This window comes from Pseudomonas sp. p106 (assembly GCF_003936645.1).
Lineage (GTDB): Bacteria > Pseudomonadota > Gammaproteobacteria > Pseudomonadales > Pseudomonadaceae > Aquipseudomonas > Aquipseudomonas putida_E.
Genome location: NZ_RHQR01000002.1, coordinates 211,394 through 234,643 on the forward strand (window position 1 = coordinate 211,394; position 23,250 = coordinate 234,643).

General features: G+C 64.0%; 20 protein-coding genes. 8 read left to right on the forward strand and 12 right to left on the reverse strand.

The window, feature by feature from the left end:
* Window positions 1-105 precede the first annotated feature (105 nt).
* The gene (locus EGJ09_RS26520; protein WP_168216561.1) at window positions 106-273 is read right to left on the reverse strand and encodes a DUF6026 family protein; all 168 of its coding nucleotides are present in this window, start codon (window positions 271-273) and stop codon (window positions 106-108) included.
* 167 nt (window positions 274-440) lie between these two features.
* On the opposite strand from EGJ09_RS26520, the gene gnd reads away from it, so the two are divergent.
* The 4 genes from gnd (at window position 441) to EGJ09_RS03555 (ending at window position 5,547) form a co-directional block, all read left to right on the forward strand.
* Window positions 441-1,460, forward strand: a complete 1,020-nt coding sequence (gene gnd / locus EGJ09_RS03540) for a phosphogluconate dehydrogenase (NAD(+)-dependent, decarboxylating) (RefSeq protein WP_323613676.1) — start codon at window positions 441-443, stop codon at window positions 1,458-1,460.
* Window positions 1,457-2,962, forward strand: coding sequence for a glucose-6-phosphate dehydrogenase (zwf, locus tag EGJ09_RS03545; protein ID WP_115275321.1), 1,506 nt, complete (start codon window positions 1,457-1,459; stop codon window positions 2,960-2,962). Before gnd ends, zwf begins: the two co-directional genes overlap by 4 nt.
* A 47-nt stretch (window positions 2,963-3,009) precedes the next feature.
* A complete protein-coding gene (locus EGJ09_RS03550) occupies window positions 3,010-4,806 on the forward strand; it encodes a glycoside hydrolase family 15 protein (RefSeq protein WP_119688637.1) in 1,797 nt (598 codons plus the stop codon).
* A gap of 120 nt (window positions 4,807-4,926) precedes the next feature.
* Window positions 4,927-5,547 (forward strand): TetR/AcrR family transcriptional regulator, encoded by a 621-nt coding sequence (locus EGJ09_RS03555; RefSeq protein WP_012313733.1) that lies wholly within the window; start codon window positions 4,927-4,929, stop codon window positions 5,545-5,547.
* A 77-nt stretch (window positions 5,548-5,624) separates the two neighbouring features.
* Here EGJ09_RS03555 and preA read toward each other — a convergent pair whose 3' ends face one another.
* From preA to hydA, 3 genes are all read right to left on the reverse strand, one after another.
* Window positions 5,625-6,899, reverse strand: a complete 1,275-nt coding sequence (gene preA, locus EGJ09_RS03560; RefSeq protein ID WP_125923240.1) for an NAD-dependent dihydropyrimidine dehydrogenase subunit PreA — start codon at window positions 6,897-6,899, stop codon at window positions 5,625-5,627.
* Window positions 6,900-8,267: an NAD(P)-dependent oxidoreductase gene (locus EGJ09_RS03565; protein ID WP_046787273.1), complete on the reverse strand. Its 1,368-nt coding sequence runs from the start codon at window positions 8,265-8,267 to the stop codon at window positions 6,900-6,902. It lies immediately after the preceding gene.
* 160 nt (window positions 8,268-8,427) lie between these two features.
* Window positions 8,428-9,867: a dihydropyrimidinase gene (hydA, locus tag EGJ09_RS03570; RefSeq protein ID WP_046787272.1), complete on the reverse strand. Its 1,440-nt coding sequence runs from the start codon at window positions 9,865-9,867 to the stop codon at window positions 8,428-8,430.
* Between the two features lie 616 nt (window positions 9,868-10,483).
* Between hydA and EGJ09_RS03575 the strand changes: the two genes are divergently transcribed.
* Both EGJ09_RS03575 and EGJ09_RS03580 read left to right on the forward strand, forming a co-directional pair.
* Entirely contained in the window at window positions 10,484-11,986 is a 1,503-nt protein-coding gene (locus EGJ09_RS03575; protein WP_125923241.1) for an NCS1 family nucleobase:cation symporter-1, read from the forward strand.
* Window positions 11,987-11,999: 13 nt separating this feature from the next.
* The gene (locus EGJ09_RS03580; protein WP_125923242.1) at window positions 12,000-13,283 is read left to right on the forward strand and encodes a Zn-dependent hydrolase; all 1,284 of its coding nucleotides are present in this window, start codon (window positions 12,000-12,002) and stop codon (window positions 13,281-13,283) included.
* Window positions 13,284-13,359: 76 nt separating this feature from the next.
* On the opposite strand, the gene EGJ09_RS03585 is transcribed toward EGJ09_RS03580, so the two are convergent.
* Together EGJ09_RS03585 and EGJ09_RS03590 are read right to left on the reverse strand one after the other, a co-directional pair.
* On the reverse strand, window positions 13,360-14,325 hold the full coding sequence (locus EGJ09_RS03585; protein ID WP_046787269.1) for a ribonuclease Z: 966 nt from the start codon (window positions 14,323-14,325) through the stop codon (window positions 13,360-13,362).
* Window positions 14,326-14,387: 62 nt separating this feature from the next.
* The gene (locus EGJ09_RS03590) at window positions 14,388-14,954 is read right to left on the reverse strand and encodes a lipocalin family protein (protein ID WP_080952155.1); all 567 of its coding nucleotides are present in this window, start codon (window positions 14,952-14,954) and stop codon (window positions 14,388-14,390) included.
* 207 nt (window positions 14,955-15,161) lie between these two features.
* Here EGJ09_RS03590 and EGJ09_RS03595 point away from each other — a divergent pair, with 207 nt between their 5' ends.
* Window positions 15,162-15,974, forward strand: coding sequence for a crotonase/enoyl-CoA hydratase family protein (locus EGJ09_RS03595; RefSeq protein WP_125923243.1), 813 nt, complete (start codon window positions 15,162-15,164; stop codon window positions 15,972-15,974).
* Window positions 15,975-16,007: 33 nt separating this feature from the next.
* On the forward strand, window positions 16,008-16,838 hold the full coding sequence (gene nudC / locus EGJ09_RS03600) for an NAD(+) diphosphatase (RefSeq protein WP_046787267.1): 831 nt from the start codon (window positions 16,008-16,010) through the stop codon (window positions 16,836-16,838).
* On the opposite strand, the gene EGJ09_RS03605 is transcribed toward nudC, so the two are convergent.
* From EGJ09_RS03605 to EGJ09_RS03630, 6 genes are all read right to left on the reverse strand, one after another.
* The gene (locus EGJ09_RS03605) at window positions 16,806-17,585 is read right to left on the reverse strand and encodes a TSUP family transporter (protein ID WP_125923244.1); all 780 of its coding nucleotides are present in this window, start codon (window positions 17,583-17,585) and stop codon (window positions 16,806-16,808) included. The two genes, nudC and EGJ09_RS03605, sit on opposite strands and share 33 nt — an antisense overlap.
* A 208-nt stretch (window positions 17,586-17,793) precedes the next feature.
* Window positions 17,794-18,624, reverse strand: a complete 831-nt coding sequence (locus EGJ09_RS03610; RefSeq protein WP_125923245.1) for an alpha/beta fold hydrolase — start codon at window positions 18,622-18,624, stop codon at window positions 17,794-17,796.
* Between the two features lie 118 nt (window positions 18,625-18,742).
* On the reverse strand, window positions 18,743-20,095 hold the full coding sequence (locus EGJ09_RS03615; protein ID WP_125923246.1) for a glutamine synthetase family protein: 1,353 nt from the start codon (window positions 20,093-20,095) through the stop codon (window positions 18,743-18,745).
* A 9-nt stretch (window positions 20,096-20,104) separates the two neighbouring features.
* A complete protein-coding gene (locus EGJ09_RS03620) occupies window positions 20,105-20,656 on the reverse strand; it encodes a helix-turn-helix domain-containing protein (RefSeq protein WP_012313746.1) in 552 nt (183 codons plus the stop codon).
* Window positions 20,649-21,938: an FAD-binding oxidoreductase gene (locus EGJ09_RS03625; protein ID WP_125923247.1), complete on the reverse strand. Its 1,290-nt coding sequence runs from the start codon at window positions 21,936-21,938 to the stop codon at window positions 20,649-20,651. The genes EGJ09_RS03620 and EGJ09_RS03625 overlap by 8 nt, the downstream gene beginning before the upstream one ends.
* Window positions 21,939-22,188: 250 nt before the next feature.
* Window positions 22,189-23,187 (reverse strand): alpha/beta fold hydrolase, encoded by a 999-nt coding sequence (locus EGJ09_RS03630; RefSeq protein ID WP_125923248.1) that lies wholly within the window; start codon window positions 23,185-23,187, stop codon window positions 22,189-22,191.
* Window positions 23,188-23,250 lie beyond the last annotated feature (63 nt).

The window sequence follows — 23,250 nt, forward strand, 5'->3', positions numbered from 1 at the left end:
ATGGAGAAAGCGCGCACGATAAACGCGAATCGTTCCCAATTCAAACTTTTTTCTGTGGGGCCAGCAGTGTGGGAGCGTTAACGCTCCCACCAGGGGGAGAATGAATCAGAGGCTTACAGGTTCATCGCCGGAGCGCGCCCGCTCCAGCTGCATGTGCAACTGAGCGACTTGCTGGCGCAGTTGGTCGCGTTCGTCCTTCAATTTACGCAGCTCATCACGGCGCACGGAGACATAGAGGGTCTGGGTTGGAGTGGCAGGCATCAAGGTACCCATGTAAACACCTCGCGGTTTTGGCTGGTGACAATCAAAGCGTAGTCGCTTCACGCGGCGGGCATTCTGAATTCTTTCACTGCTCATTGGAACTTTTTTGTTTAACGTTGTCTCGCCGTTCGTCGCTGAACCCTCGGGCGGTGTGCTGGACTAATCTGAAACGCTGGACTGTGTTGTCATTCATTTTTCAAGGGGAGCATCGGCTCATGCAACTGGGAATCGTCGGGCTGGGCCGCATGGGCGGCAATATTGCAAGGCGGCTGATGCGCGCCGGGCACCGCACGGTCGTGCACGACCGTAACCGTGATGCAGTCGTCGGGCTGGAAGGCGAGGGCGCCCAAGGGGCTCACGACCTTGGCGCGCTGGTGCAGAAGCTCAAGGCGCCGCGGGCGGTATGGGTAATGCTGCCGGCGGGCGAACCTACCGAGCAGACCATCGCGCAGCTGGCCGAACTGCTGGAACCGGGCGATGCGATCATCGACGGTGGCAACACCTTCTACAAGGACGACATGCGCCGCGCCGCCGAGCTGGCCAAGCGCGGGCTGCATTACCTGGACGTCGGTACCTCTGGCGGTGTGTGGGGCCTGGACCGTGGCTACTGCATGATGATCGGCGGTGAGAAAGACGTGTTCGAGCGCCTGGAGCCTTTGTTCAAGGCGCTGGCCCCGGGCGTTGGCGACATTCCGCGCACCCAGGGGCGCGAAGGTGAGCACGACCGCGCCGAACATGGCTACATCCATGCAGGCCCGCCCGGCGCCGGGCACTACGTGAAGATGGTGCACAACGGCATCGAATACGGGTTGATGCAGGCCTACGCGGAAGGCTTTGACCTGCTGCGCAGCAAAGGCGGCGATGAGCTACCGCAAGAACAGCGCTTCGACCTGAACGTCGCCGAAATCGCCGAGGTATGGCGCCGTGGCAGCGTGGTCACCTCCTGGCTGCTCGACCTCACCGCCGATGCCCTGGTGGCCGACCCGCACCTGGCGCAGTTCAGCGGCTCGGTATCGGACAGTGGCGAAGGCCGCTGGACGATCGACGCAGCAGTCGAGCAGGCCGTGCCGGTACCTGTCCTGTCCAGTGCGTTGTTCGCCCGGTTCCGCTCACGCCAGCAGCAGGGCACCTACGGCGACAAGGTCCTCTCGGCCATGCGCCTGGGCTTCGGTGGCCACGTCGAGAAGAAAGGCCAATGACCCGACAGACCACTCCTGCAGCCGGCCCTTGTACCTTGTTCCTGTTCGGTGCCAACGGTGACCTGGTCAAGCGCCTGCTGATGCCGGCGCTGTACAACCTGGGCCGGGACGGCCTGCTCGACCGCAACCTGCGCATCGTTGGTGTGGACCATAATGCCGCCACTGCCGATGAATTCGCCGAACGCCTGCACGCGTTCATGCGTGAACGCGACAAGGGCGGCGAGGGCGCAGCCAAGTGCCTGGACGAAAAACTTTGGGCGCGCCTGGCCAAGCGCCTGGACTACCAGACCGGCGACTTCCTGGACCCGGCCACCTATACCGCGCTGGCCAAGCGCATCGACAAGACCAGCCATGGCAACGCCATTTTCTACCTGGCCACCTCGCCACGCTTTTTCCCCGAGGTTGCCCAGCGCCTGGGGGATGCCGGCTTGCTCGACGAGTCTGGCGGTGGCTACCGCCGGGTCGTGGTGGAAAAACCCTTCGGCACCGACCTGGCCAGTGCCGAGGCGCTCAATGCCTGCCTGCTCAAAGTGATGAGCGAGCGGCAGATCTACCGCATCGACCATTATCTGGGCAAGGAGACGGTGCAGAACATCCTGGTCAGCCGTTTTTCCAATGGCTTGTTCGAGTCGTTCTGGAACAACCACTACATCGACCATGTGCAGATCACGGCCGCCGAAACGGTGGGCGTCGAGACTCGCGGTGGGTTCTATGACCACACCGGTGCCTTGCGCGACATGGTGCCCAACCACCTGTTCCAGTTGCTGGCGATGGTTGCCATGGAACCGCCTGCAGCCTTTGGCGCAGATGCCGTGCGCGGCGAAAAAGCCAAGGTGATCGGCGCTATCCGTCCCTGGTCGACGAAGATGGCCCTGAAGAACTCCGTGCGCGGCCAGTACACCGCGGGCAAGCAGGGCCGCAAGCGCCTGGCCGGGTATCGCCAGGAGGACAGGGTGGCGGCCGACAGCCAGACCGAAACCTACGTGGCCCTGAAGGTGATGATCGACAACTGGCGCTGGGCCGGCGTGCCGTTCTACCTGCGTACCGGCAAACGCATGAGCGTGCGCGACACCGAAATTGCCATCTGCTTCAAGCCTGCGCCCTACGCGCAGTTTCGCGAATCGGAGCTGGAGCGGCCCAAGCCCAACTACCTGAAGATCCAGATCCAGCCCAACGAAGGCATGTGGTTCGACCTGCAAGCCAAGCGCCCGGGCCCGGAACTGGTGATGGAAAACGTCGAGCTGGGGTTCGCCTACAAGGACTTCTTCAAGATGACCCCGGCCACGGGGTACGAGACCTTGATCTACGACTGCCTGACCGGCGACCAGACCTTGTTCCAGCGTGCCGACAACATCGAGAACGGCTGGCGTGCGGTGCAGCCGTTTCTGGATGCCTGGGCGCAGGACGGCGAGGTGCATGAGTACCCGGCGGGCGAGGATGGGCCAGCGGCCGGCAATGAGTTGCTGGCCCGTGACAAGCGCGAGTGGCACCGGTTGGGATGATCGCACGGCCCACTGTGTGGGCCAGACAGTTGCATTAAGGAGATCCAATGCCTGCCCACATCGAAGACTATGCGCTGCTCGGCAACTGCCGCAGCGCCGCCCTGGTCAGCCGTGACGGTTCCATCGACTGGCTGTGCCTGCCACGCTTCGATGCCCCCGCCGTGTTCGCGGCGCTGCTGGGCAATGAAGAAAACGGTCGCTGGCGCCTGGCCCCCAGCGACTCCATCGAGCATGTCAGCCGGCGCTACCAGCAAGATACCCTGGTGCTGGAAACCACCTGGGTGACTGCCAGCGGCCGCGCCCGTGTGCTGGACTTCATGCCGCTGGACGACGTCAATTCGGTCGTGCGCATCGTCGATGGCATTGCCGGCGAAACCAACTTTGAAATGGACCTGGTGATGCGCTTCGACTACGGGCGCAGCGTACCCTGGGTGGAAAAGCTCGACCCCCTGACCCTGAGCGCCGTCGCCGGCCCCGACCGGCTGATCCTGTGCAGCACGGTGGCCTCGCACGCCCGCGACCACCACACTGTCGCGCGCTTTCGGGTGTGCGCCGGTGAGCGCCAGGTGTTCAGCCTGCGCCATCAACCTTCGCACCTGCCGGTACAGCCCGACTGCGATATCGAACATGCCCTGGCGCATACCGTCAGCCAGTGGCAGGCCTTTGCCGCCCGCTGCCCGGATGTCGGCCCCTACAGCGCGAGCGTGCGCCGTTCATTGCTCACCCTCAAGGCCATGACGTATGCCCCTACCGGCGGCATCGTTGCGGCCGTCACCACCTCGCTGCCCGAAAGCATCGGCCACGAGCGCAACTGGGACTATCGCTTCTGCTGGCTGCGCGATGCCACCATGACCCTGCTGGCGTTCATGAACCTGGGTTACTTCGACGAAGCGCAGGCCTGGCGTGAGTGGCTGCTGCGTTCGGTGGCCGGCAACCCGGAGCAGATGCAGATCATGTACGGCCTGGCAGGGGAGCGAGACCTGCAGGAATACACCCTGCCGTGGCTGGCCGGGTATGAGCACTCGCAGCCGGTGCGGGTGGGCAACGCTGCCGCCCAACAGCGGCAGCTGGACATCTACGGCGAGGTCGCCGACGCCATGGCCCAGGCGATAAAGGGCGGGTTGCCCAGGCACCCACGCAGTGCGGCGATTTCCCGCCTGATCATGCCCTACCTGGAGCGCATCTGGCGTGAGCCGGACGAAGGCATCTGGGAGGTGCGTGGTGGCAGGCAGCACTTCGTGCATTCCAAGGTCATGGCCTGGGTCGCATTCGACCGCGCGGCGGGGTTGGCTGAGACCACCGAGGAGGGCAGCGAGCGCGGGCAGTATTACCGGCAGGTGGCAGATGAAATCCGCCGCGAGGTGTGTGAGCAGGGGCTCGATGCCAAAGGCCTGCATTTCGTCCAGGCCTATGGCTCGAGCGAAATGGACGCCAGCCTGCTGCAGATCGCCCTCACCGGGTTCCTGCCGGCCCAGGATGAGCGGTTTCTGCGCACGCTCGAACAGATCGAGCAGCGCCTGCTGAAAAACGGTTTGCTGATGCGCTATGACAGTGACCGCTGCAGTGACGGCCTGACGCCGGGTGAAGGGACGTTCCTGGTCTGTTCGTTCTGGTTGGCCGATGTGTATGTGCTGTTGGGGCGCCAGGGCGAGGCGCAGGCGCTGTACGAGAAGCTGACCGGGCTGTGCAATGACGTGGGTTTGCTGGCCGAGCAGTACGACCCGGCAGGCAAGCGCATGCTGGGCAACTTCCCCCAGGCGTTCAGCCACATCGGCATCATCAACACGGCGCTGAACCTGCACCGGGCGCAGTGCCCGGCAAGGGATCGGGCCCAGTGTGGTTGAAGGGCATGGCTACTCGTATTCAGCGAAATGACCGGAGTAGACTAGTGCCAAGAGCAATCGACAAGGAATACGCATGAGCGTTCGTCGCCATGAGCTGGCAGCCAGGGCATCGCAATTCTGATGGCCAACCACAAGATCGAAATTCGCCGTCGCAATATCGAGAAGATCCTCGTGGCCGCAGAAAAGGTGTTCGCCGAGAAGGGCTACGGCGCAACGTCCATGGGTGATATCGCCGAACAGGCCGAGCTGCCGCGCTCCAACCTGCATTACTACTTCAGCACCAAGGATGAGCTGTTCCGCGCAGTGCTGCAGGACCTGCTTGATGTGTGGAAGCAGGACGCGCTGTGCTTCGAGAACTTCGACGACCCCCGGGTGGTGCTGACCAGCTACATTCGCGCCAAGATGGGCCATTCGCGCTCACGGCCGCTGGGCTCGAAGATCTGGGCCGAAGAGATGCTGCATGGCGCGCCGCTGCTTGGGGTGAGCCTGGATGACAGCCTGGTGCCCTGGGCGAAGCTGAAGGTAGACAAGATTCGCCGCTGGGTGGAGGAGGGGCGCATCCTGCCGGTGGAGCCTTCGGCGCTGCTGTACATGATCTGGGCTTCGACCCAGCACTATGCCGACTTCGGCTACCAGGTGGCCGTGCTCAATGGCGGAGAACCGCTGTCGGACCTGGCGTTCGAGAGTGCGGTACAGACGGTGACGAGTGTGATCCTGCGCGGTATCGGCCTGGAGCCTTGATAAGTGCATCGCGGGTCGTGTAGGAGCGGCCTTGTGTCGCGAAAGGGCCGCAAAGCGGCCCCGGCGATTCCCAGGCGTCAGCTCGCTTCGCGGTAGGGGTTACGCGGGTCCTGCGTCCAGTTCAGGTATGGCTTGCCGGTATCCTGCGCCACCATGTCGATGCAGTTCTCCACCGGGCAGGTGATCTGGCACAGGTTGCAGCCCACACATTCGTCTTCGATCACGCTATAGGCATGGCTCCCGTCAGCCTTCAGCGTACTGGCAATGGCCTGGTGTGATGTGTCCTCACAGGCGATGTGGCAGCGCCCGCAACCGATGCAGGCATCCTGGTCGATGTGCGCCACCGATTTGTAGTTGATGTCCAGGTACTTCCAGTCGGTGGTGTGCGCCACGGCCTGGCCGCGGAATGCTTCAAGGTTGTGATGCCCGTGCTGGTCCATCCAGCGCGCCAAACCGTCCTGCATGTCTTCGACGATACGAAAACCGTGCAGCATCGCCGCAGTGCACACCTGCACCGCGCCACTGCCCAAGGCAATGAACTCGGCCGCATCACGCCAGTTGCCGATACCCCCGATGCCACAGATCGGTAGCCCGCGCGTTTGCGGGTCGCGGGCAATCTCGGCGACCATGTTCAGGGCGATGGGTTTGACCGCCGAGCCGCAGTAGCCACCGTGGGTGCTCTGATCGCCGACGATCGGGTGGGCGACCATGCGGTCCAGGTCGACGCTGGTGATGGAGTTGATGGTGTTGATCAGCGACACGGCATCGGCGCCACCGCGATGAGCCGCACGCGCCGACTGGCGGATGTCGGTGATGTTGGGCGTGAGCTTGACGATCACCGGCAACGCGCAGTGCGTCTTGCACCAGCGGGTGACCATTTCCACATACTCCGGCACCTGGCCGACCGCCGCGCCCATGCCGCGCTCGGGCATGCCATGCGGGCAGCCGAAGTTCAGTTCGATACCGTCGGCACCGGTGGCTTCCACCAGCGGCAGGATGAATTTCCATGATTCTTCGATGCACGGCACCATCAGCGAGACGATCAGCGCACGGTCTGGCCAGTCCTTCTTCACCTGGGTGATTTCGCGCAGGTTGATTTCCAGCGAGCGGTCGGTGATCAGCTCGATGTTGTTGATGCCCTGCACCAGCCGGTTGGCGCCGTAATGCGCCGAGTAGCGCGACGACACGTTGACCGCTGCCGGGTCCTCGCCCAGGGTCTTCCAGACCACGCCGCCCCAGCCGGCTTCGAAGGCGCGGACCACGTTGTAGGCTTTGTCGGTTGGCGGTGCGGAGGCCAGCCAGAAGGGGTTGGGCGCCTTGATGCCGGCGAACACTATAGACAAGTCGGCCATTTATGCAGCCTCCACATTGAGCATGAGTTGGGCATGGATAGCTTCGGCGGCCAGCTTGCCATGTTGCACGGCCTGGACGGTGAGGTCCTGGCCCAGGGCGGTACAGTCGCCACCGGCGTAGACGCCCGGCAGGCTGGTGCGCATGCCCTCGTCGACGCGAATGCGCTCGCCGTCGCGGGCCAGTTGCGCAGCCAGCGGGTCGTTAAGGCTTTGTTCGTCGAAGCGTTGGCCGATGGCTTTGAAGATGGCATCGGCGGCCAGCTCGAAGGTCTCACCGGTGTCGCGCAGGCGGCCATCGGCCAGTTCGGTGCGGGCGAAGCGCATGCCCCGCACGCGGTTGTCGTCGTCCAGCAGCACGGCGTCGGGGCGCGCCCAGGTGTGCAGACGCACCTGGTTGGCCTTGGCGATGTCCTGCTCGTGGCCGGTGGCGCCCATGTCGGCGTAGCCGCGGCGGTATACCAGGTTGACATCGCGGGCACCCAGGCGGCTCATCTGTACGGCCATGTCGATGGCGGTGTTGCCTGCGCCGATCACCAGGCAACGCTCTGCCAACGGCAGTTGCGAAAGATCATCCGCCTGGCGTAGCTCACGGATGTAGTCGGTGGCGGCGAGCATGCCGGGCGCCTCTTCGCCAGGCAGGCCGAGCTGGCGTATGGCGTTCAGGCCAAGGCCGAGGAATACCGCGTCGTACTGATCACGCAGCTCTGCCAGGCTCAGGTTGTCGCCCAGGCGGTGGCCGTGGCGCATTTCGATACCGCCGATACCGAGCAGGAATTCCACTTCGCGCTGGGCATAGTCGTCCACCAGCTTGTAGCGGGCGATGCCGTACTCGTTCAGGCCGCCGGCCTTGTCGCAGGCCTCGAACACCACCACCTCATGGCCATGCATGGCCAGGCGATGTGCGCAGGACAACCCGGCGGGGCCTGCGCCGACCACGGCGATGCGTTTGCCGGTGGCTGGCGAGCGTTTGAACGGGTGCTCGGTGAAACCGGCATTGTCCAGGGCATAGCGCTGTAGCTGGCCAATCAGTACCGGTGCGCATTCCTGGGCGTTGTTGCGCACGCAGGCCTGCTGGCAAAGGATCTCGGTGGGGCACACGCGGGCGCAGCTGCCGCCCAGGATGTTGGCCGAAAGGATGCGCTCGGCGGCACCTTGCAGGTTCTCGTCGCTGATACGGTGAATGAACGAGGGAATGTCAATTTCGCTCGGGCATGCGTTCACGCAGGGCGCGTCGTAGCAATACAGGCAGCGGGCGCTTTCCACTGCGGCCTGGCGGGCGGTGAGGGGTGGCGCGAGGTCACTGAATTGCTCGGCCAGCTGGTCGGCGCCGGCCCGGGGGCGCGGCAAGTGGTTCAGGGCATCGATCACGGTTGTAGCCTCTCTTTTTTTTAGGGCTTGGGCGGGGGGCGCCATGCGCCCCAATCGCCGGCAAGCCGGCTCCCACAGGTACAGTGATGGCCCTGGGAGTGATGCCGCCCCTGTAGGAGCTGGCTTGCCGGCGATGGGCTGCGCAGCAGCCCCAACAGCTTCAGCGCTGGACGGGTATCGGGCGCTGCTGCTCGGCGCGGCGGCCCAGGACCTCGTACACCGAGGGATACGCCGGGCGCTCCACGTAACGCCCCGCGCCAGGCTCGGCACGCAGGTCGCCATCGGCCCAGACCACGCGGCCCTGGCTGATGGTGTGGCTGGGAATACCGCGCACGGTGCGGCCTTCGAAGATGTTGAAGTCAACACGCTGGTGGTGGGTTTGCGCGCTGATGGTGCGCGTGCCCTGTGGGTCCCACAGCACCAGGTCGGCATCGGCGCCGACGCGGATGGCGCCCTTGCGCGGGAACAGGTTGAAGATCTTCGCGGTGTTGGTGGAGGTCAGCGCGACGAATTCATGCATCGACAGCCGCCCGCTGTTGACGCCAGCGTCCCACAACACCGCCATGCGGTCTTCGATGCCGGCAGTGCCGTTAGGGATGCGGCTGAAGTCGTTGCGGCCCATGGCTTTCTGCTCGGCGCAGAAGCAGCAGTGGTCGGTGGCGGTGGTGTGCAGGTTGCCCGACTGCAGGCCGCGCCACAGGGCTTCTTGATGCTCCCGCGGGCGGAACGGTGGGCTCATGACATAGCCTGCGGCGGTGGCCCAGTCCGGGTCGCGGTAGACGCTGTCGTCGATCAGCAGGTGCCCGGGCAGCACTTCACCGTAGACCGGCTGGCCCTTGGCCCGGGCATAGGTGATTTCGTCCAACGCTTCACGGCTGGAGATGTGTACCACGTACAACGGCGTACCAATGGTTTCGGCGATGCGGATGGCACGGCTGGCAGCCTCGCCTTCGACTTGCGAAGGGCGCGACAGCGGATGCGCCTCGGGGCCGGTCAGGCCTTGGGCGAGCAGTTTTTGCTGCAGGTGGTAGACCAGCTCGCCGTTCTCGGCGTGCACGGTGGGGACCGCGCCCAGTTGCAGGCAACGCTCGAAGCTGGCGACCAGGGTGTCGTCGGCCGCCATGATCGCATTCTTGTAGGCCATGAAGTGCTTGAAGCTGTTCACGCCATGTTGGGTGACCAGCTCGCCCATTTCTTCGGCGACCTGCTCGCTCCACCAGGTGATGGCAACGTGAAAGCCGTAATCGGACGCGCTCTTTTGCGCCCAGCCGCGCCAGGTGTGAAAGGCCTCCAGCAGCGATTGCTGCGGGTTGGGGATAACGAAGTCGATGATCGAAGTGGTGCCGCCGGCCAGCCCGGCGGCAGTGCCGCTGAAGAAGTCCTCGCTGGCCACTGTACCCATGAAGGGCAACTGCATGTGGGTGTGCGGGTCGATGCCGCCGGGCATCAGGTACTGGCCGCTGCCGTCAAGGATCTCGCAGTCGGTAGGGGCTTGCAGGTCTTTGCCAATGGCGCGGATCTGGCCATCGACACACAGGACATCAGCGGGGTAGCTCTCTTCGTGGGTGACCACGGTGGCGCCACGGATCAACAGGGACATGCCGTCTTCCTCGCAGGCTGACCGGTCTGTGCCGGTTCTTCAATTGTTATGCGCCAGTGGCTGGAGGATGAATCTCAATCCTGTCAGGCCTGACAAGAATGGAATTTAGATGCTCATTGTGGATTGTTCAAGAAAATAATTTATGAGCTTATAGCTTCTATAACTAATTGTTTTTTAACGATTAATTTTAATAATCACCAAAATGGTGAGGCCTTTCACCATTTTGACGCACTTGACAAGAAGCCAAATTGGTCAAGATTTTCCATGCAAAATCAGCTGCTTGAAACCTGGCCGGGAGGCGCAAGGCGCGCCACTGAAAAACCAGGCTGCACCAGTTTGAAACCTGATGCAGGGGCCAGGGCCGGCCCATGGCGCTGACAGCGGCAGGCGAAGGCATGACCGTGCCATCGCGGCAAGCGGATCAATGCCTTGCAGATCAGTTGATTACCTGCGGTCGGCGGCGGCCGGCCGGGCAGCCGAAGGCCAGCCCGGCACGTATTTTGAGTACGGCCACAACCGCCAGGCCGGACCGCAGGAGCAGTACTGGTGGTGTATGTACTCCGGCCATCGCGTTAGCCCGATGAGCAGACAATTAGAAAAATCTGGAGAAGGCCCCATGCAACAGAGCAGATCGCAAGTGATCGAGCAGGATGGCCTGTTCGAGCTGTCCGCAGGCAGTGACGTACTCGACAGCCCGCGCTACAACCACGACATCGCGCCCACAAAAGTGCACCAGCGCACCTGGAACAAATGGCACATCACCGCATTGTGGGTGGGCATGTCCATCTGCGTGCCCACCTACACCCTGGGCGGCGTGCTCACGGCCTACTTTGGCCTGAGCGTGGGCGAGGCGTTGCTGGCGATCCTGCTGGCCAACCTCATCGTGCTGATCCCGCTCACCCTCAACGCCTTCCCCGGCACCAAGTACGGCATTCCCTTCCCTGTGTTGCTGCGTTCATCGTTCGGTATCTTCGGCTCCAACGTACCGTGCCTGATACGCGCGGTGGTTGCCTGTGGCTGGTTCGGCATCCAGACGATGTTCGGCGGCTTGGCCATTCACCTGTTCCTGGGCTCGATCTTCGATGACTGGAAAGCGCTCGGTGGCACCGGTGAAGTGATCGGCTTCATGGTGTTCTGGGCCCTCAACCTGTGGGTGGTGTTGCGCGGCGCCGAATCGATCAAATGGCTCGAAACCCTGTCGGCGCCGCTGTTGGTGGCGGTCGGCTTCGGCCTGCTGTTCTGGGCGTTGCCGCACATGTCGATGACCGATCTGCTGGCCCAGCCGCCCAAGCGCCCGGAAGGGGCGAGCGTAGTGAGCTATTTCTGCGCCGGGCTTACCGCGATGGTCGGTTTCTGGGCCACTTTATCGCTGAACATTCCGGATTTCAGCCGCTACGCCAAGAGCCAGAAGGACCAGATCCTCGGGCAGATCTTCGGCCTGCCACTGACCATGTTTTTGTTCGCCTCCCTGGGCGTGGTGATGACCGCCGCCTCGGCGTCGCTGGTGGGTGAAACGGTGTCCGACCCGGTGAGCCTGATCGGCAAGATCCAGAGCCCGGGCTGGGTGGCACTGGCCATGGCGCTGATCGTCATCGCTACGCTGTCGACCAACACCGCGGCCAACATCGTCTCGCCGACCAACGACTTCCAGAACATTGCCCCGCGCCTGATCGGGCGTACACGTGCCGTGTGGCTGACAGGCTTCATCGGCCTGGCGCTGATGAGCCACGAGCTGCTGAAAAAACTCGGCTGGATCGTTTCCGACATCAGCCTGGAGAGTGTCTATTCCAACTGGCTGCTGGGGTACTCCAGCCTGCTTGGGCCGATTGCCGGGATCATGGTGGTGGACTACTTCCTGATTCGTCGGCAGAAGCTGGATCTGGCCGGCCTGTACCGTGATGACGTTTACCCGGCCTGGAACTGGGCAGGGTTTGCTGCCTTTGCGCTACCTGTGGCACTGACCGTGATGGCCATTGGTAACAGCAGTTTCAGCTGGTTCTACGACTATGGCTGGTTCACCGGGTCGCTGCTTGGCGGGGCGTTGTACTACGCCCTGGGCGGCTTGGCGGTGCGTGGGCCAGTGCAGCCTGTGATCAATGCAGACAACAAAAACGCCTGAGGAGGCCTGACCCATGACCGCAGCCCAACAAGCCCTGCTATCGACTGAACGCCACGTTAACAGTGACCGCCTGTGGCAATCGCTGATGGACCTCGCCCGCCTCGGTGCCACACCCAAGGGTGGTGTCTGCCGCCTGGCGCTGACCGACCTCGACCGCCAGGCCCGCGACCTGTTCGTCGAGTGGTGCGAGGCTGCCGGTTGCAGCGTCAGTGTCGATGCCGTCGGCAACATCTTTGCCCGCCGCCCTGGGCGCAATCCCAAGCTGCCACCGGTGATGACCGGCAGCCACATCGACACCCAGCCCACCGGGGGCAAGTTCGATGGCTGTTTCGGGGTGATGGCGGGCCTTGAGGTGATACGCACCCTCAATGACCTGGGCATCGAGACCGAAGCACCGCTGGAAGTGGTGGTATGGACCAACGAGGAAGGCTCGCGCTTTGCGCCCTGCATGATGGGCTCGGGGGTGTTTGCCGGCAAATTCACCCTGGAGGAAACCCTGGCCAAGCGTGACGCCCAGGGCGTGAGCATGGGCGAGGCGTTGACTGCCATCGGCTACGCCGGCCAGCGGGCAGTGCTTGGCCACCCGGTAGGCGCGTATTTCGAAGCCCATATCGAGCAGGGACCGATCCTTGAAGACCAGGCCAAGACCATCGGTGTGGTGCTTGGGGCGCTGGGGCAGAAGTGGTTCGACCTGACCCTGCGCGGCGTTGAAGCCCATGCCGGCCCTACGCCGATGCACTTGCGCAAGGATGCACTGGTCGGCGCCGCGGCGGTGGTGGAGGCGGTCAACCGGGCGGCGCTGGGCCATCAACCGCATGCCTGTGGCACGGTCGGTTGCCTGCAGGCCTACCCCGGTTCACGCAACGTGATTCCGGGGGAAGTGCGCATGACCCTGGACTTACGTCACCTCGAAGGTGAGCGGCTGGACGCGATGATCGCCGACGTGCAGGCAGTGATTGAGGCCACCTGTGACAAGCACGGGCTGAGCCATGAACTGATCCCCACGGCCGACTTCCCAGCGCTGTACTTTGACCGCAGTTGCGTCGATGCCGTGCGCGATGCTGCGCAGACCTTGGGCCTGCCGCACATGGATATCGTCAGCGGGGCGGGGCATGACGCGATCTTCCTGGCCGAGTTGGGGCCGGCGGGGATGATCTTCGTGCCTTGTGAAAACGGCATCAGCCACAACGAAATCGAGAACGCCACCCCGCAAGACCTGGCAGCGGGCTGTGCGGTGCTGCTGCGGGCCATGCTGGCGGCGTCGGAGGCGATCGCCAGCGGGCGGCTGGCGGCTTGATGCCTGAGCGTCCCATCGCCGGCCCGTGGATCACAAAACCGATGGAGAACAGCGCGATCATGTCGATTGGGATTTGCTAGGTACCCGTAACGCGGCCCAGGCACCCGTCGCGCCCGATGTGGTAACGCTGCAGGTCCTGGGCCAGGGTCAGGTTGCCGCTGTAATGGGCCTGCGCCTCTTCCCTTACCTCGTCGATGCATGGGCTGCGCCGAGGGTCCGGCTGATAGCGGGCACTGAAGTGCGTCAGCACCAGGTTGCGCACACCGGCCGTTTCGGCAAAGCGCGCCACCGCTGCCGCACTGCTGTGGCCGAAGCTGACACCTGTGCGGGCGATGATCGGTTGTGTGAATGTCGCTTCGTGCACCAGTACATCAACGTCTTTTGCCGCCTCGGCCAAGAGGTCGGGGTTGTCATTGTCGCCGCAGACGATCACCCGCCGTGCCGGCCGCGAGGCGCGCAGGTAGTCGCGGCCATGCAGCACGTGCCCGGCATGCTCCACCGTGAGGCCCTTGGCAAGGTCGCCCCACAGCGGGCCGCGCGGGATACCTTCGGCAGCCAGGCGCTGCACGTCAAGGCGCGGCTCGGGGTTGAGCTCGGTGAACACGAAAGCGACGCTGGGCACCCGGTGCGACAGCTGTACGGTGCTGACGGCAAGGGTATCGCTGCGCCATTCGCCCAGTTGCTCGACCGCCAGCAAACGCAGTTCGAACGCCAGGAAGGTATCACTGGCAGCCAGGCTCAGGCGCACCCAGTCGTGCAAGGCGGCCGGCAGCACCAGGTCCAGCGGCGCCGTGCGCCCGCTCATGCCGGCGCTGGCCAGCAGGCCCGGCAGGCCGAAGCAATGGTCGCCGTGCACATGGGTGATGAAAATGGCGCGCAGGTCGCGGACCGACAATGGGGTATGCAGCAGTTGATGCTGGGTACCTTCGCCGCAATCGACCAGGTACCAGTGGCTGCCGCTGGCTTCGATCACGGCGGTGGCGCTGACGTTGCGCGCCTTGGTGGGCACCCCGGCCGAGGTGCCCAGAAACAGCAGGTCCAATGACTGACTCCAAGTTTGATCAGGCGCTCACCCTGGCCCGAACGAACCAGGGCGTCGATGAATCAGGGTTTTACTGCATCATCGCCCTGCCGCCAGATCAGCTCGCTGGTGTCATAACCCTGTTTCTGGGCAATGGCCAGCATCTGTTCGCGGGTCTGGTCGTTGATGACCGGGGTGCGCGACAGCAGCCACAGGTATTCGCGGTTGGGGTGCCCGACCAGTGCTACGCGATAGTCCTTGTCGTGATACAGCACCCAGTATTCGCCCTTGGTCAAGCCTGGCGCCAGGCGGCTGAACCAGTTGTCGAAGGTGACCCACAGCTTGTCGGTCTTGCCCGGCTGCTGCGCCTCGGCGATGCCCTTGGCCTCGTTCCATTGGCCGTCCTTTTCCTTGCAGCGGTTGGTCACATCGATGCGACCGTCTTCGCGCAAGCCATAGTTGGCTTCGGACTGCACGCAGTTGCGCTGGAAGAACATCGGCAAGCGCGCCTGCTCGTACCAGGTGCCCTGGTAACGCTGCAGGTCGACCTGCTGTGTGGCCGGTGGCGCACGATGCTCATCGCTCGAACCGGCGCAGCCCGCCAGGGCCAGTGTCATGCAGGAAACAATCAGGGCTGTACGCATCGCCATGGCAAACCTCTTGGGAAGGGATGAAGAGCTTACCTGTGTTTCGATGCGTGTGCGGGGCAAAAGTTGTATGGGTTTTTTTGTGCAGGGCAAACCGCTGTCGCCAGGCGCCTGAGCAACCCGGGCAAGTCCCGCTTTTGGCACAAGTACGGCAACCAGGCTGGGTTAACATCCGCGCAGTGAACCTTTATCCCCGCAGGAGTGCAGCCCGTGACCGAGTACAGCGCATTCAAGGTCGAACTGACCGACAACATCGCCCATGTGCAGATCAACCGCCCTGAGAAGATCAACGCCATGAATGCTGCCTTCTGGGAAGAGATCGTCGATATCTTCCAGTGGGTCGACGACACCGATGCGGTGCGCGCCGTGGTCATCAGCGGCGCGGGCAAGCATTTTTCCTCGGGTATCGACTTGATGATGCTGGCCTCGCTGGCCGGCCAGATGGGCAAGGACGTTGGCCGCAACGCGCGCCTGCTGCGCCGCACCATCCTGCGCCTGCAGGCCTCCTTCAATGCCGTGGATAACTGCCGCAAGCCCGTGCTGGCGGCCATCCAGGGCTACTGCATTGGCGGTGCCATCGACTTGGTGTCGGCCTGCGACATGCGCTATTGCAGCACGGACGCGCAGTTCTCGATCAAGGAAATCGACATGGGCATGGCCGCAGACGTCGGCACCCTGCAACGTTTGCCACGTATCATCGGCGACGGCATCATGCGCGAGCTGGCCTTCACCGGGCGTAACGTTGCGGCCGACGAGGCGCTGCGCATCGGCCTGGTCAACCGGGTCTATGATGATCAGGCTGCGTTGCTCGACGGGGTCTTTGCCATTGCCCGCGAGATTGCCGCAAAATCACCGATCGCCGTGGCGGGCACCAAGGAGATGCTCAGCTACATGCGTGACCATCGCATCGACGATGGCCTGGAGTACATCGCCACCTGGAACGCCGCCATGCTGCAGTCCGAAGACCTGCGCGTGGCTGTGGCGGCGCACATGAGCAAACAGAAACCGACGTTCGCCGACTGACCGGGCCGGGGGACGCAGTAAAGGAACCCCGACATGTCAGCACGCTGGACTAGCGCAGTACTCGACCCGCAGATCACCGGGGGCTGGGCCGTCGCCCGCAGCCCGGAAGGGTTTTTGGTGGACGCCAATGGCGCGCTGTTCCCCCGCGACTGGCTCAAGCGCCAGGACCTGGATGTGCTGGCCGAGCACGGCATCGGCCATTTCGACGGCGAGCCGGTGTTCCTGCTGGAGCTGCGCAGCGCCGCCGAGGTGCCCGGTTGCGGCTGGCGCGGCTTGCGGGCATTCATGCTCGAAGGTGATTTCGATCTATATAAAGTGCTGGGCTACGCCGCGCAGATCGGCACCTGGGCGCGTGAGCACCGTTTCTGTGGCAGCTGCGGCCAACCGATGACGCAGATCCGCTGGGAGCGGGCGATGTACTGCCAGCCCTGCGACCTGCGCAGCTACCCACGCATTTCGCCGAGCATGATCGTGCTGGTGACCCGTGGCGACGAAATCCTGCTGGCCCGGTCGCCGCGCTTCGTCACCGGCGTTTACAGCACCCTTGCAGGCTTTGCCGAACCAGGCGAGTCGGCCGAGGACTGCCTGGTGCGCGAAGTGCGCGAAGAAGTGGCGGTGGAGGTGCGCAACATCCAGTACGTCGGCAGCCAGTGCTGGCCGTTCCCGCATTCGATGATGCTGGGCTTCCACGCCGAGTATGCCGGCGGCGAGATCGTCATGCAGCCGGACGAGATCGAAGACGCCAGGTGGTTCAACGTGCACGACCTTCCACCGCTGCCAGCCGGGCGCTCCATCGCCCGGTACCTGATCGATCTGTATGTCGCCAGGCGTTCAGGCCTGCCCGAACCAGTGTTGCCACGCTAGGCGCACGGTCAGCGCCAGCACCACGGTGATGAACACCGGGCGGATGAACTTGCTGCCGCCGCTGATCGCCGTGCGTGCGCCGAAGAACGCACCCACCATCACCGAAAGGCCCATGCACAGGCCGACGACGTAATCCACCTGCCCGGACATGATGAACACCGTCAGCGCCGCGATGTTGCTGACGAAGTTCATGCTGCGCGCCACGCCGCTGGCGCGGACCAGGTCGATGGGGTAGAGCAGCAGCGTGCTCACGGTCCAGAACGCACCGGTGCCGGGCCCGGCCACGCCATCGTAGAAGCCCAGGGTGAAGCCCTGCGGGAACTGCCACTTCTTCTTGATCGGCGCATCGGCATCCAGCGGCGCTTTGGGCGTACCCCCGAACAGCAGGTAGATGCCGCAGGCGAAGACGATCACCGGCAGCATCTTGTTCAGCCATTCGGCCGGCATGTAGTGGGCGACGACCGCGCCGATCAGCGCGCCGACCAGGGTGGCGAACAAGGCCGGGCGCCATTGCGCCGGGTGGAACAGCTTGCGTTTGTAGTAGGTGAAACCGGCGGTGGCCGAGCCGAAGGTCGAGCTGAGCTTATTGGTGCCCAGCACCAGGTGTGGCGGCATGCCGGCGGTGAGCAGTGCCGGGGTGGTGAGCAGGCCACCGCCGCCAGCGATGGCGTCGATGAACCCGGCGACGAAGGCGACCAGGGCGAGGATCAGCAGGGTGAGTGGTTCTACGGTGAGTTCGAAGGGCATGGGTGTCTGGCAGGCAGGAGGCAGGCAGGGTGCGGCAAACTGCCGCGCTAGAAGGGCACCATGGTAATCCCGGGCGGGATGCGTTGCCAGTGCCGGCCTCTTCGCTTGGCAAGCCCGCCCTCACAGGTTTTGCACAGTACTCAAGACCGGTGATAGTCCTGAGGGAGCAACTGTCTTGCCGGCGATGAGGCCAGTGCGGAAGATCACGTCAGCTTCGGATAAAGGCCAGCAAGTCCGCATTGATCACATCGGCATGGGTTGTCGGCATACCGTGCGGGAAGCCCTTGTAGGTCTTCAATGTGCCGTTGGGCAGCAGCTTGGCCGACAGCGGGCCGGAATTTTCATAGGGAACGATCTGGTCATCATCACCATGCATCACCAGCACGGGCTGCTGGATCTTCTTCAGGTCTTCGGTGAAGTCAGTCTGGGAAAACGCCACGATCCCGTCGTAGTGCGCTTTGGCGCTGCCGATCATGCCTTGGCGCCACCAATTGGCAATGACCCCCTCGGCCGGCTCGGCACCGGGCCGGTTATAGCCATAGAACGGCCCGGTCGGCACATCGCGGTAGAACTGTGCCCGGTTACTCGCCACCTGTGCCTGGAACCCGTCGAAAACCGACTTGGGCAAGCCGCCAGGGTTGTCTGGCGTTTGCACCATCAAGGGCGGCACGGCGGCGATCAGCACCGCTTTGGCCACCTTGTCGCCTGGGTAGCGGGCCATGTAGCGCACCACTTCGCCGCCTCCGGTAGAGTGACCGACATGCACCGCACCCTGAATACCCAGGTGCTCGACCACGGCGGCCACGTCATCGGCGTAGTGGTCCATGTCATGGCCGTCCCATACCTGGCTGGAGCGGCCGTGGCCGCGGCGGTCGTGGGCGACCACTCGAAAACCTTGGGCAAGGAAGAACAACAGCTGCGCGTCCCAGTCGTCTGCGCTGAGCGGCCAGCCATGGTGGAAGTGGATGACCGGCGCATCGCGCGGGCCCCAGTCCTTGTAGAAGATCTGAACGCCATCCTTCGTGGTCACGTAGCTCATGGTCGTGTCTCCTCTGTGCAGGGGGATTGCCGAGTGAGCTATTCAGAATAGGAGAGTTTTCTGTCTTGTCAGTACCGGCCTCTTCGCCGACAAGCCGGCGATGAGGCCAGTATCTGTCTCAAAGGAACCACCGGTACTCGCGGGCACTCACCTCCTGCATGAACGCCAGGTGGTCCTGGCGCTTGTTCTCGCAATACACCATCACGAACTCTTCCCCCAGCCCTTCATTCACCACTGGGTGCCCGCGCATTGCCGCCACTGCACTGGGCATGTCCTTGGGAAAGTCGACCCCGCTGGCGCGATCTTCATTGAGCGGCGCGATCGGCTCTTGCGCGGCATCCAGCCCATGCTCCATCCCGCACAGGATCGCTGCCAGCACCAGGTAAGGGTTGGCATCCGCACCCGCCAACCGGTGCTCGACACGCACGTTTCGCGCATCCGATTCAGGGATGCGCAGGCACGCATCACGGTCCTCGAAGCCCCAGCTGGCGCGGCTGGCGGCATTGACCATCGCGCCGTACCGGCGAAACGCATTGTGGTTGGCGGCGAATATCGGCATGCAGTGCGGCAGCAAGGCCAGGCAACCGGCCACTGCATGGCGTAGCGGGCGCTGCTGGTCGGCCGCAAGCAGGTTTTTGCCGGCCTTGTCGTACAGGCTGACATGCACGTGCATGCCGCTGCCTGGCGCCTGCAGGTAGGGTTTGCTCATGAACGAGGCGCGCAGCCCGTGCTTGAGCGCCACGCCACGCGTGCTGCGGCAGAACAGGGCGGCCCAGTCGGCGGCACGCAGGCCGTCGTCGCAGTGGCCGAAGTTGATCTCGAACTGGCCAGGGCCGAGCTCGGCGGTGATGACGTTGGCGTCGACCCCTTGCGCGTTGGCGGTTTCGACCATGTCGCGCAGCACGTCGCTGAACCGTGACAGCCGTTCGATGTGCATGTTGGGCTGGTCGTCCGCGTCATCGCTGAACGGGTCGCGGGGGAACTGCGGCAGCCCCTGCTTGAGTGCCCGGTCGAACAGGTAGAACTCCAGCTCGAACGCCACCACCGGGCGAATGCCGCGCCGTTCCAGGCGCTGCAGCACGCGGGCGAGCACCTCCCTGGGCTCGAACTCGATGGGTGAGGCGGTGCCGTCGGAGCTGATCAGCATCTGGCCCAGCGGTTCGCGCTCCCAGCTGACCGGCTTGAGTGTGCCGGGCACCAGGCGCCGCAGGGCGTCCGGGTCGCCGTCGTTGAAGCAGTAGTCGCTAATCGGGAACAGCCCGCCTTGCACGCCCAGCAGCACGCAGTTCTGCGGGAGTTTCAGCGGGCTGCCGGCGGCAACCTTTTCGAGCATGTCGATGGGGTAGCGTTTGCCGTAGAAATGCCCGGGGATGTCCAGGCTCAGCAGGTCGACGTGGCGTACTTCGGGGTAACGGGCGCGGAAGGCACGTACTTCGCTGAGCAGATCGGCAAAGCCTGTCGTTGTTGTCATGCTGTGCTCTCATCGGAAGACCCAGAGGACACGGGTCGTCTGGTCAGTCAGGTTGGCGTAGCGGAAATGGCTGTGCGCAGGGAGCTGGAAGCTGTCGTTGGGGCCGAGTGTGACGGCGTCCGGGTGGCCATCCAGCCACAGGGTCAGTGCGCCTTCGAGAACGAAACCGCCTTGCTCGGCGCTGTCGTCCAGGTGCCCCTCGCCACTGCTGGCGCCGGGTGCCAGGTGGCTTTCGAGCATCGCAAAGCTGCCGTTGAGGGTCGGCGAGACCAGCACATCGCTGATGCCTTCGGCGTAGTAGATCGTGCGCCGTTCACCGGGGCGGGTGACCCAGTCGAGTTCGCGCGGCTGGCTGGCCTGGTAGAAATAGGTGGTGGGCACGTGCAGCGCTTCGCTGATCGCAGTGAGGTCGGCCACGGTCGGCTGCGACAGGCCGCGCTCGACCTGGGACAGAAAGCCCAGCGAGCGCTTGACCTTGATCGCCAACTCGCCGAGGGTCAGCCCGCGGTGCTTGCGCAGGCCACGAATCAGCAGGGCCAGGCCCTGGGCGTCTTCAGACATGATCGCGCATCCGGTACCAGGCCTTGGCTGCGGCCTCCAGCGGGGCAGCCAACAGGTCACCGCCCGGGAAACGGCCATTGTCGATGCCCTGGTACAACGCCAGCAGGTCGTCGTCGCCCAGGATCGCGTCGCTGACCGCGCGCGCCGCTGCCAGGGTTGGCAGTACGCCATGGCCGGAAAAGCCCTGCAGCCAGTAGCGCTGGCCGTCGCGGCCGATGTCCGGGGTGCGCTGGATGCTGCAGTCGATATGCCCGCCCCAGGCATAGTCGATGGCAACGCCCGCCAGTTGTGGGAACACACGCTCAAGGTAGGGGCGGGTGGCGCTGGCCACGTCCTTGGGAATGCCGCCCAGGTAGGTGCAGCCGCCGCCGAACAGCAGGCGGTGGTCCGGGGTGAGGCGGAAATAGTCCGGTACGAACTGGTTGTCGATCACGCAACTGTTGCGTGGTAGCAGCGACCGGGCGAAATCCGCGTCCAGTGGCGTGGTGGCCACTTGATAGGAGCCCACCGGCAGCAGCCGGCGCGACAGGTTGCGGTCAAGGCGGTCGATGTAGGCGTTGCAGGCCAGCACCAGCACCTCGCCGTGCACTTCGCCATGGTCGGTGCGGGCGATATAGCCATTGGCGCTCTGCTGGTAGTCGAGTACCTGGCTTTGCTCGAAGATCCGCCCGCCGGCAGCCTCGATCGCGCTGGCCAGGCCTTGGGCCAGTTTCAGCGGGTTGAGGTGCGCGCCCTTGGCGTCGTACAGGGCAGCCTGGTAGCGCGGGCTGTCGATCCACTGGGGCAACTCGTCACGGCCGATCAGGCGCAGGGCCTGGTAGCCCCATTTCTGTTCGGCATCAAGCAGGGCTTGTTCCAGCATTTTCACCCGGCGTGGCAGCACCGAGGTCCAGAGGCTGCCGGCCCGGTAATCGATATCGAAGCCGTGCCGTTGCGGCAGTTCACGCATTTCGTCGGCAGCCCAGCACATGCTGTCCCACAGGCGTCGGCTGCGTTCCACGCCCAAGGCTTTCTCGATGGGCGGCATGCCGCACGACCAGCCCAGCAGCGCCTGGCCACCGTTGCGACCGGATGCGGCCCAGGCCACCCGGCTGGCTTCCAGCAGGGTCACACGCTTACCCGCCAGGGCCAGGCGCAGGGCAGTGTGCAGGCCGCTGAAGCCGGCGCCGATGATGATCACGTCGGTGTCGTGCCGGCCTTGCAGGGTAGGGCGCAGGGGAATGCTGGCAGGGTAGGTGCGGGCGTAATAACTGGCGACGTGCTGGGCGGATTGCTTGAACATGCCTTGGCCTCATGAAATTTTTTATGATTATTTTCATGAAAATTTAGCAGGGAATTTTCATTGCGCCAGCCGATGAATCGCGCCCACCAGACAAGGCATGGTAACCATCGCCTATCATCAGTGGCGCGCTGCAACAAATGCGGGGGGGGGCGCGATGCGCCGCGAGGGCGGCGTTCAATCCAAAGGGCGCAGCAAATGCCCGTGGCATGCCCCCGGCAGCCCCCGACACCCAATGCGCCCCATCATATCCTCAGCGCCCAAGCCACTCGATCAGGGTGTTGTTGAAGCGCCGTGGCTCCTCGATCTGCGGCGCGTGCCCCATGCCCTCGAAGGTCACCAGCTCGCCTTGTGGAATCAGCTTGGCCACGTGCGGCCCCAGCTCCTTGTACTTGCCCAGCCGCGCCTTGACCTCGGGCGGTGCGATGTCACTGCCAATGGCCGTGCTGTCCTGGTCGCCGATCAGCAGCAGGGTTGGCATCTTCAAGTCTTTGAACTCGTGGTACACCGGCTGGGTGAAGATCATGTCGTAGATCAGTGCCGAGTTCCACGCCACGGCTTCATGCCCAGGGCCCTTGTTCAGCCCCGCCAGCATCTGTACCCAACGCTCGTACTCAGGTTTCCAGCGCCCGGCGTAATAGGTCTTGCGCTCGTATTCACGCACGCCGTCGGCATCGAGCTTGAGTTCGCGGGCATACCACTGGTCCACCGTGCGGTAGGGCACGCCGAGGGCCTTCCAGTCTTCCAGGCCGATCGGGTTGACCATGGCCAGGCGCTCGACCTGTTGTGGGTACATCAACGCGTAACGGGTGGCGAGCATGCCGCCGGTGGAATGGCCGAGGATGATCGCTTGCTTGACGCCCAACTGCTCCAGCAGGGCATGGGTGTTGCTGGCCAATTGCTGGAAGCTGTATTGGTAATACCCTGGCTTGCTTGAAGTGCAGAAGCCGACCTGGTCGGGCGCGATGACCCGGTAGCCGGCCTGGCTCAACGCATCGATGGTGGTTTCCCAGGTGGCGGCGCAGAAGTTCTTGCCATGCATCAGCACCACGCTGCGGCCGTTGGCCTGGCCTTTGGCAGGCACGTCCATGTAGCCCATCTGCAGGCTCTGCCCCTGGGACTGGAAGTCGAAATGCTTGAGGGGGTGGGGGTAGCTGAAGCCTTCGAGCTGCTTGCCGTAGGTGGGGGCTTCGGCGGCGATGGCGGGGGCGCCGATGAGGCAGGCAAAGGCCAGGGCGGTTGCGCGTAGCATGGGGGCACTCCGTGTAGGACCATGTAGGAATTGGCGACTTTAGCAGCCGCACAGGCACCTTAA

Excerpts from the sequence above, each read along its gene's own strand:
- hydA (WP_046787272.1), bottom strand. The coding sequence starts at position 9,867 with ATGTCCCTGTTGATCCGTGGCGCCACCGTGGTCACCCACGAAGAGAGC.
- EGJ09_RS03610 (WP_125923245.1), bottom strand. The coding sequence starts at position 18,624 with ATGAGCTACGTGACCACGAAGGATGGCGTTCAGATCTTCTACAAGGAC.
- EGJ09_RS03615 (WP_125923246.1), bottom strand. The coding sequence starts at position 20,095 with ATGACAACAACGACAGGCTTTGCCGATCTGCTCAGCGAAGTACGTGCC.
- EGJ09_RS03605 (WP_125923244.1), bottom strand. The coding sequence starts at position 17,585 with ATGCCCTTCGAACTCACCGTAGAACCACTCACCCTGCTGATCCTCGCC.
- EGJ09_RS03575 (WP_125923241.1), top strand. The coding sequence starts at position 10,484 with ATGCAACAGAGCAGATCGCAAGTGATCGAGCAGGATGGCCTGTTCGAG.
- EGJ09_RS03625 (WP_125923247.1), bottom strand. The coding sequence starts at position 21,938 with ATGTTCAAGCAATCCGCCCAGCACGTCGCCAGTTATTACGCCCGCACC.
- EGJ09_RS26520 (WP_168216561.1), bottom strand. The coding sequence starts at position 273 with ATGGGTACCTTGATGCCTGCCACTCCAACCCAGACCCTCTATGTCTCC.
- EGJ09_RS03555 (WP_012313733.1), top strand. The coding sequence starts at position 4,927 with ATGGCCAACCACAAGATCGAAATTCGCCGTCGCAATATCGAGAAGATC.
- EGJ09_RS03630 (WP_125923248.1), bottom strand. The coding sequence starts at position 23,187 with ATGCTACGCGCAACCGCCCTGGCCTTTGCCTGCCTCATCGGCGCCCCC.
- EGJ09_RS03620 (WP_012313746.1), bottom strand. The coding sequence starts at position 20,656 with ATGTCTGAAGACGCCCAGGGCCTGGCCCTGCTGATTCGTGGCCTGCGC.
- EGJ09_RS03590 (WP_080952155.1), bottom strand. The coding sequence starts at position 14,954 with ATGGCGATGCGTACAGCCCTGATTGTTTCCTGCATGACACTGGCCCTG.
- zwf (WP_115275321.1), top strand. The coding sequence starts at position 1,457 with ATGACCCGACAGACCACTCCTGCAGCCGGCCCTTGTACCTTGTTCCTG.
- preA (WP_125923240.1), bottom strand. The coding sequence starts at position 6,899 with ATGGCCGACTTGTCTATAGTGTTCGCCGGCATCAAGGCGCCCAACCCC.
- EGJ09_RS03550 (WP_119688637.1), top strand. The coding sequence starts at position 3,010 with ATGCCTGCCCACATCGAAGACTATGCGCTGCTCGGCAACTGCCGCAGC.
- nudC (WP_046787267.1), top strand. The coding sequence starts at position 16,008 with ATGTCAGCACGCTGGACTAGCGCAGTACTCGACCCGCAGATCACCGGG.
- EGJ09_RS03580 (WP_125923242.1), top strand. The coding sequence starts at position 12,000 with ATGACCGCAGCCCAACAAGCCCTGCTATCGACTGAACGCCACGTTAAC.